The sequence below is a fragment of the Mesorhizobium sp. WSM4830 genome (genome assembly GCF_055811495.1).
On the sequence record NZ_JBVVQI010000106.1, the window covers coordinates 1 to 670 of the forward strand.

Annotated in this window: 1 protein-coding gene; it reads right to left on the minus strand. The window is 63.3% G+C overall.

What is annotated here, in order from left to right; all coding sequences use genetic code 11:
- Window positions 1–548 (minus strand): IS21 family transposase (locus AC0L2Y_RS34555; RefSeq protein WP_473562333.1); only part of this gene is annotated, 548 nt, incomplete at its 3' end.
- Between the last annotated feature and the right edge of the window lie 122 nt (window positions 549–670).

The window sequence follows — 670 nt, forward strand, 5'->3', positions numbered from 1 at the left end:
TCGGCCAGGGCGACGAAGCTTTCGCCGCCGAGGATGACATGGGCGTGCTCAAAGCCCGACCAGGCGAGCCGAAAGTGGTAAAGGAGGTGGTCGAGCGGCTGACCGGCGATCGTTACGTCGAGGCCGCTCATGTCGGTAAAGTCCGACAGCCCCAGTCGGCCGGGCTCGTGCCTCTGGCGGAAGATCACCTCCTGTGCCTCACCGTGAACAGCCCGCCATGACCGGATCCGTCGCTCAAGCGTACGGCGAATGCCTTCGGACAGTGCCGGATGGCGCCGCAGCATCTCGTCGTAAACGGCGACGGCACGGATGCCGGGAGCGGCCTTCAGAAGAGGAACGACCTCCGCGTCGAAGATATGCTCAAGCGGATCGGGGCGACGCCGGCCGCGCGGCGGCCTGTTTTGCGATGGAAGGCTGGCTTCCTTCTCGATGCGATAAGCCGTCGCCCGGCTGATCGACGCCTTTGCGGCGGCGATCTCAACAGAATGCGTTTGTCGGTACTTCATAAAAGGCCTCGTCTGATGATCGGTTACGTGGCGACCCGGCACAAAGGTGATTCTCCATTCCAGAAAACACCAACGCTACCGGCCCGACCGCGTCATGAGACGCCGAAAAATTGCGCCGCGGCGGGGATGTAACTCCGGTCGGGCTACGCCCTCCCTTCGTCACA